This is a genomic window from Paracoccus sp. P2, from assembly GCF_046335115.1.
In the GTDB taxonomy this organism is placed as follows: domain Bacteria; phylum Pseudomonadota; class Alphaproteobacteria; order Rhodobacterales; family Rhodobacteraceae; genus Paracoccus; species Paracoccus pantotrophus.
In genome coordinates, this window is record NZ_JBGOSN010000089.1 from 1 (window position 1) to 6,900 (window position 6,900).

The following is a 6,900-nucleotide window of genomic DNA, read 5'->3' on the forward strand; positions in this document are numbered from 1 at the left end:
TGACCGACATGGCGCTCGGCGACATCCTCATCGAGGTCTCGAACGTAGCCAAGCATTTCGGCGAGGGCGAAACCCGCGTCGATGCCCTGCGCGCGGTCGATCTCATCGTGCGGGCCGGCGAGGTGGTCGCGTTGCTTGGGCCGTCGGGGTCAGGCAAGACCACGCTGCTCAACATCATCGGCTGCATCCTCGCCCCGTCGGCGGGGCGGGTGGCGCTCGACGGCGAGCCGGTGTTCGACGGCGGATGGCTGCGGCGCGACCTGCGGCGTCTGCGGCTCGACAAGATCGGCTTCATCTTCCAGAGCCACAACCTGCTTCCGTTCCTGACGGCGCAGGAGAACGTCGGGGTCGTGCTCCACCTCGCCGGCCGCCCCGCCGAGGAAGCGCGGGCGCGGGCGCGCGAACTGCTGGACTATCTCGAGGTCGGCCACCGCGCCACGGTCAAGCCGGCGCTGCTTTCGGGCGGCGAGGCGCAACGCGTGGCCATCGCCCGCGCGCTCGCCAACCGTCCGCGCATCATCCTCGCCGACGAGCCGACCGCTGCGCTCGACGGCGCGCGGGCTGGGCTGGTGATGGACCTCATGCGCAAGCTTGCCGTCGAGCAGGAGGCCTGCATCGTCACCGTCACCCATGACGAGAAGATCTTCGACCGCTTCGACCGCCTGATCCACCTGCGCGACGGCCGCCTCGCCGATACCTGACCCGGAGCCATCCCCATGCCCGCAACACGACCTCGCCCCCTCACCATCGCCGCCACCGTCGCCATGGTATTTGGCCTGCTGACCGTTATTTCAGGCGGCAGGGCACTGTTCGGCGGCGTCGACATGGGTGCCGTGGTGCCGTTCGTGCTGTGGTTCAACTTCGCCGCGGGATTTGCCTATGTCCTGGCCGGGATCGGCCTGTGGCGCGGCGCGGGCTGGGCGCCGATGCTTGCGATTGCCATCGCCACGGCAACGGTGGCCGTCTTCGCCGCCTTCCTGTGGCATGTCGGTGCCGGCGGTGCATGGGAGACGCGCACCATGGGCGCAATGATCCTGCGCAGCGCCATCTGGATTGCCATCGCAGTCCTCGCACTGCGGTGCCATAAGCCATCCGATTGATCCGCCCACCCAGCCAGCGATGGCGGCTGCCAGCCGCAACCTCGCCAGCCAGGAACCTGATATGAAGCGATTTCCACCTGTTGATCTGTCGTTGACCCTTTCGCTCGTCACCGTGCTCGGCATAGTGATGGCGGCGGCCGGAAGATGGCTGCCGGGCGAAGCTTTGAACGCTTTAGAGCTTCCGGGGCTGGTGTTCGTCTATCTCGCGGGCGGCCTGCCGACAGGCTGGCGCGCGTTTTCGGAATTGTGGCGCGAGCGCGTGCTCGACATCGACCTGCTGATGATCGTCGCAGCAATCGCCGCCGCAATCGTCGGGGCCCCGTTTGAGGGCGCGGTGCTGCTGACGCTGTTTAGCATCTCAACCACGCTGGAGGAACGCGCGCTCGGCCGGGCGCGCCGCGCCATCGAGGCGCTGATGGCGCTGCGCCCCGAAACCGCACTACGCAAGACCGCGGGCGGCGTCGAGGAAGTTGCCGCCGCAGCACTCGCCGTCGGCGATGTGGTGGTGCTGCGCCCCGGTGCCCGGGTGCCGACCGACGGCGTGATCGTCACCGGACGCGGAGGCATCGACGAGGCCAATATCACCGGCGAATCCATGCCCGTCTCCAAGGAGGCCGGCGCGCAGGTGTTCGAGGCGACCGTCAACCTCGACGGCGTGATGGAGGTCTCCGTCACCCGCACCGTTGGCGACTCCACCATCGCCCGCATGATCCGGCTGGTGACCGAGGCGCAGGCCGCCCGCGCCCCTTCCGAGCGGTTCAGCGAATGGTTCGGACAGCGCTATACGGTCGCGGTGATGGCGGGCGCGGTGGTCGCCTTTGCCGTCTTCTATTGGATCGGAAGCGGCTGGGAAGAGGCGCTCTACCGGGCAGCGACGCTGCTGGTCGCGGCCAGCCCCTGCGCCATCGTCATCTCGGTTCCCGCCGCCATCCTGTCGGCGTTGTCGGCTGCGGCGCACGGCGGCGTGCTGTTTAAGGGCGGCGGTGCGCTGGAGACGCTGGCTGGCGTCGATACTTTCGCCTTTGACAAGACGGGCACGCTGACCACCGGCCGCGCGGCGGTGACGGATATCGTCGCGCTGGACGGCGACGAGGACCGCTTCTTGTCGCTGCTGGCCGGACTCGAGGCGCATTCGGAACACCATATCGCTGCTGCGATCACCCGCGAGGCCGCCGCGCGCGGGGTCGATGCCGCAAGCGTCGTCGACGTGACCGCTCGGCCCGGCATCGGCATTGAAGGTTTCGATGCGCTCGGCCGGCTCTGGGCCGGTAATCCTTACCTTGTCGAGGAGATGAACGCCTCGATCGACTACCCGGCGTTGCGGGCGCTCGCCGACGGTGCCAACACGGTCGTCTATCTCGGCCGCGGCGCCACGGTGCTGGGCGCCGTGGCCGTGGCGGACAAGGCAAGGGCCAGTTCCATTTCGGCGCTTATTGCCCTGCGCGGCAGCGGCGTGCGCCGGATCGTCATGATGACGGGGGACCGCGGGCCGGTGGCGCTGCGCATCGGCACGGAACTCGGCCTCGAGCCCGACGAGATCCTTGCCGGGATGCTGCCGCAGGACAAGGTCCGCGAGGTGGGAGAACTCACCGCGACCGGCAAGGTCGCCTTCGTCGGCGACGGCGTCAATGACGCAGCCGCTCTCGCCCGCGCCGATGTCGGCATCGCCATGGGCGCCGCCGGCTCCGAAGTCGCGCTACAGGCCGCCGATGTAGCATTGCTGTCCGAGGATATGGAACGGCTGGCCGATGCCCACCGCCTATCGCGTCGAACCTCGATGGTGATCCGGCAGAACCTGACCTTCGCCATCGGCGCCATGGTGGTTCTGGTCATCGGCGGGCTGTTCTTCGATCTGCCGTTGCCGCTGGTGGTGATTGGCCATGAAGGCGGCACCGTGCTGGTGGTGCTGAACGGGCTGCGGTTGCTGTCGGACCCGATCCGCCGGCCGAAGGCGTCTGTTGCCGGACAGGCGCTGACGGGTGTCGCGCAGCCCACCTGACCCGTGGGGATGCGCTCACCCCCGAAAGACGCGCAGATGCGGAAACGCGCCCCTTTCAAGATAGGCACCCTCCTCGGGCGTCGATCTGCGGCCAAGGATGGCGTTGCGGTGCGGGTGGCGGCCAAAGCTGGCGATGACGCGGCGCACCTGCCCCGCTTGATCGACGAGCGAGGCATAGAGCGGCCGCAACGGCGTCGGCGCGCGGGCGGCGATGTCGCGGCGCAGGGCGATCAGCCGGTCGATGCGGGCCAGGTGGTCCGACCCCTCGGCATGTCCCAGGGGCTGGGTGAAGGCGATCTGGAACCACGGCAGGCCAAGTGCCGCCCAGTCTCCGTTTTCCAACCCTTCCAGCGCCTGCGCCAATGCCGCCGGGTCTTGCGCCCAGGCCCGCGCGCTGCCCCGCCACAGCGAGCGGGAGAACTGGTCCAGCACCACGATCAGCGCCAGCCGGCCCCCGGGCATTGCCGCCCAATGATCCAGCGCCCCCGCCGCGCCACGTTCGGTCAGCGGGCCAAAGCGCGCCGCAATCGCACCGTCCACGCCGCCATGCATCCGCCAGCGCCCCAGCTCGGCATGGCGGTCGGGGTCGATATCCAGCGCGCGGCCCTCGGGGAACCAGAAATCCAGAACCTCGCCGATCTGTCTGGCATCATTGCTATCGGTCATGTCATCCCCCATAAAAACGCCCCCGCGCCATGAACACGGGAGCGGAATTGTCGATGAGGCACAAGCGCCTAGGCGGTCGCGGGCACCGCTGCCGGCACAGGTCGGCGCCCGCCGGGTCCGCGCGGAACGCGCAACAGGCGCATGGCGTTCGCGATCACCACCAGCACCGAAAGCTGGTGGATCAGCATGCCCTCGGCCATATGCACATCGCCGTTGAACACGCCCGCCAGCAGCCCAGCCACAGTTAGCAGCGCGATGGCCAAGTTCTGGCGCATATTGCGCAGCGTCGCGCGGGAAATCGCCATGGCCTCGGGCAGTTTCTCCAGATCGTCGGTCATCAGCGCAATGTCGGCGGTCTCGATCGCCACGTCCGAGGCCACGGCCCCCATGGCGATGCTGGTGTCGGCGGCAGCCAGCGCCGGGGCGTCGTTGATGCCGTCGCCGATCATGGCGACATGGCGGCCCTCGGCCTGAAAGTGGCGGATCAGCTCCAGCTTGTCCTCGGGCAGCAGGCCGGCATGAACCTCGTCGATGCCGATTTCGGCGGCGATGGCGTGCGCGGCCTGCGGCTGGTCGCCGGTCAGCATGGCGATGCGCCCCACCCCGATGTCGCGCAGCCGGGCGATGGCGCTCTGGGCCGAAGGCCGGGGCTGGTCGGACAGCCCGAAGATGCCCGCGATGCGCCCGTCCAGCGCCACGATGATCGGCGTGCGCCCGCGGCCCAGAACCCCGGCCAGCGCGGCCTCGGCCTCGGCGTCGAAACCGATGCCCAGCCGGTCGAACAGCCGCCGGTTGCCGGCCGCGACCTGCCGCCCGTCATGGTGGACCACCAGACCCATGCCGGCCACTTCCTCGACCGTCTCGGGCGCGGGAATCTCGCCCTCGGAACGGCCGGCCTCGATAATCGGGCGGCCCAGCGGGTGGTCCGAGCCGGATTCGGTGATCGCCGTCCAGTGCAGCAATTCGGCACGATCGATGCCGCCAAGAGGCACGATCTCGACCAAGCTGGGGCGGCCCTCGGTCAGGGTGCCGGTCTTGTCCAGCGCCAGCATGTCGATGCGGCCGGCGCTTTCCAGATGCTGCCCGCCCTTGATGAGGATGCCCGACCGCGCCGCCCGCCCGATGCCGGCGACGATGGAGACCGGCGTCGAGATCACCAGGGCGCCCGGACAGGCCACCACCAGAAGGGTCAGCGCGAGGCGAATATCCTGCGTCACCGCCCAGGCACCCAGCGCCAGCACCATGATGCCGGGCGTATACCATTGGGCGAAACGCTCGATCATGCGCTGGCTGGGGCCGCGTTCCTCCTGCGCCTCTTCGACGCGGCGGATGATCCGGGCCAGCGTGGTATCGGCGCCGATGCCGGTGGCGCGGATGCGCAGCACGCCATTTTCCGCGATGGTGCCGGCATGGACGTGGGAGCCGGGGGCTTTCTCGGCCGGGATCGGCTCGCCGGTGATGGCGGCCTCGGACACGGCGGCGTTACCGTCGATCACCTCGCCATCGACGGGGATGCGGTTTCCGGCGCGCACCAGCACGACCTCATTCGGCTGGACGGCACTGGCGGCGATCTCGACCGGCTGGCCGTCGCGGATCACAGTGGCGATCTCTGGCGCGGCCTTCAGCAGATCGGCCAGCGCGCCACGGGTCTGGCGCAGGGTGCGGGCCTCAAGCCAGGCGCCGAAGCTGAACAGGAACGTAACGGCGGCGGATTCCCAATATTCGCCGATGAACAGCGCGCCGATAGCCGCAACGGTCACCAGCAACTCGATCGAGAAATGGCGGATGCGCAGCGCCTGCACGGCGCGCCAAGCGATGTCGGAGCCGGCGACAAAGGCCGCCGTCACCATCGATGCCGCCCAAAGCCCGCGCAGGCCGAACCCGTAAAGGGCGATCAGGCCAAACACGATCAAGGAGCCGCTGATGATCGTCAGCCATTTGCGCTGGCTGGCCGGCTTGCGAAGGGTTGTCAGGATGGGGGTCAACATGCGGGGCCTCGTGATTTGAAGGCCCGGCCGCACGGGCAGGCGCGGCCGGGCTGGCAGGGATGGGTCAGAATGCGGCGGGGCGGGCCTCGTAGCCGGTGGATTTCACCGCCGAGACAAGGGCTTCGACCGGGGCGGATGCGGGATCATGCTCGACCTCGATACGGCCGGTGTTGAAATGCACCTTGGCGTTCGTCACGCCGGGGGTTGCCGCCAGCGCCTTTTCGATCTTGACGACGCAGGAGGGGCAGGAAAACTCGTCGCTGCGCAGGACGGTTCTGGTCATGGCTGGTTCCTTTCCATTGGTCCGCCGGATGGGGCGGTCATTGCTTCCCCCTCAAGATATGCTGTCCTTTCGGGATCAGGACTGGCAATTCGGGCAAGGAATCATTGCATGAATGCACAGGGGCAGGATTGGGACGACCTGCGGCTGTTTCTGGCCTTGGCGCGGGCGGGATCGCTTTCGGGTGCCGCGCGGGTGCTTGGCGTCACCCATTCGACCGTCTTTCGCCGCGATGCCGAACTCCGCGGCGATAGCGCGGGCGGCCTGTAGCTGCTCGCAGTTGGCATGTGATGCGCCGCATTCCGATGTCAGGAAGCCAAGCGATGGTCGGCGGTCGAGGAATATAATTGATCGAAGGGCCAAAGATTCCCGCGATCCGCCCGTCGAGCGGAACGATCACCGGCGTGCCCGCGCTCCAGAAGCGCAGCCAGCGCCAACGCCGCGCCAACGCCAAAGGCGATGCCCAGCTTTGGTGTAGCCTTCGGAGTTTCGGGACAGATGCGCGGCATGCTCCACTCTTGACCGGCGTCAACGAGCCTTAATCCTTCCTCCGATATACAAAGCACAGTGGCCACTATAGAAAGAACTCGCCCCGATGCAGAACATCAAGCTCACCTTCTGGGCACTCTTGGCGCTTTTGACGGCTTTGTGGCTGTTGGCGGAACCAACGGTATTCCAACCGGCCAATTTCTTCGCGCTTCGGGGAACGATGGTCCAGTACACTGGTATCATCGCCATGGCTGCGATGAGCGTTGCCATGATCCTGGCGCTGCGGCCGCGCTGGCCGGAACGGTGGTTCGGCGGGTTGGACAAGATGTACCGGCTGCACAAATGGCTGGGCATAGCGGCCCTCGTCGTCTCGGTGGT

Annotated in this window: 8 protein-coding genes; 5 read left to right on the top strand and 3 right to left on the bottom strand. The window is 67.9% G+C overall.

Annotation, left to right across the window (positions count from 1 at the left end; translation table 11 throughout):
* Nucleotides 1-8: 8 nt before the first annotated feature.
* The 3 genes from ACDP63_RS23815 to ACDP63_RS23825 all read left to right on the top strand — a co-directional run bounded on the left by ACDP63_RS23815 (nt 9) and on the right by ACDP63_RS23825 (nt 3,099).
* Nucleotides 9-701 carry an ABC transporter ATP-binding protein gene (locus ACDP63_RS23815; RefSeq protein WP_409928763.1) on the top strand — a complete coding sequence of 231 codons (693 nt, stop codon included), beginning with the start codon at nt 9-11 and terminating at the stop codon, nt 699-701.
* Nucleotides 702-716: 15 nt separating this feature from the next.
* A complete protein-coding gene (locus ACDP63_RS23820) occupies nt 717-1,100 on the top strand; it encodes a hypothetical protein (protein WP_028710797.1) in 384 nt (127 codons plus the stop codon).
* Nucleotides 1,101-1,161: 61 nt separating this feature from the next.
* Nucleotides 1,162-3,099: a heavy metal translocating P-type ATPase gene (locus ACDP63_RS23825; protein WP_028710796.1), complete on the top strand. Its 1,938-nt coding sequence runs from the start codon at nt 1,162-1,164 to the stop codon at nt 3,097-3,099.
* 15 nt (nt 3,100-3,114) lie between these two features.
* On the opposite strand, the gene ACDP63_RS23830 is transcribed toward ACDP63_RS23825, so the two are convergent.
* The 3 genes from ACDP63_RS23830 to ACDP63_RS23840 all read right to left on the bottom strand — a co-directional run bounded on the left by ACDP63_RS23830 (nt 3,115) and on the right by ACDP63_RS23840 (nt 6,036).
* A complete protein-coding gene (locus ACDP63_RS23830; RefSeq protein WP_036699005.1) occupies nt 3,115-3,765 on the bottom strand; it encodes a DUF924 family protein in 651 nt (216 codons plus the stop codon).
* A gap of 68 nt (nt 3,766-3,833) precedes the next feature.
* Complete coding sequence (locus tag ACDP63_RS23835) at nt 3,834-5,753, bottom strand: heavy metal translocating P-type ATPase (RefSeq protein WP_028717474.1); 1,920 nt, start codon at nt 5,751-5,753, stop codon at nt 3,834-3,836.
* A 64-nt stretch (nt 5,754-5,817) separates the two neighbouring features.
* Complete coding sequence (locus ACDP63_RS23840) at nt 5,818-6,036, bottom strand: heavy-metal-associated domain-containing protein (protein ID WP_028710793.1); 219 nt, start codon at nt 6,034-6,036, stop codon at nt 5,818-5,820.
* Nucleotides 6,037-6,144: 108 nt separating this feature from the next.
* On the opposite strand from ACDP63_RS23840, the gene ACDP63_RS23845 reads away from it, so the two are divergent.
* Complete coding sequence (locus ACDP63_RS23845) at nt 6,145-6,303, top strand: LysR family transcriptional regulator (protein WP_081750585.1); 159 nt, start codon at nt 6,145-6,147, stop codon at nt 6,301-6,303.
* 325 nt (nt 6,304-6,628) lie between these two features.
* On the top strand, nt 6,629-6,900 hold a 272-nt coding region (locus ACDP63_RS23850; protein WP_409928762.1), incomplete at its 3' end, for a ferric reductase-like transmembrane domain-containing protein.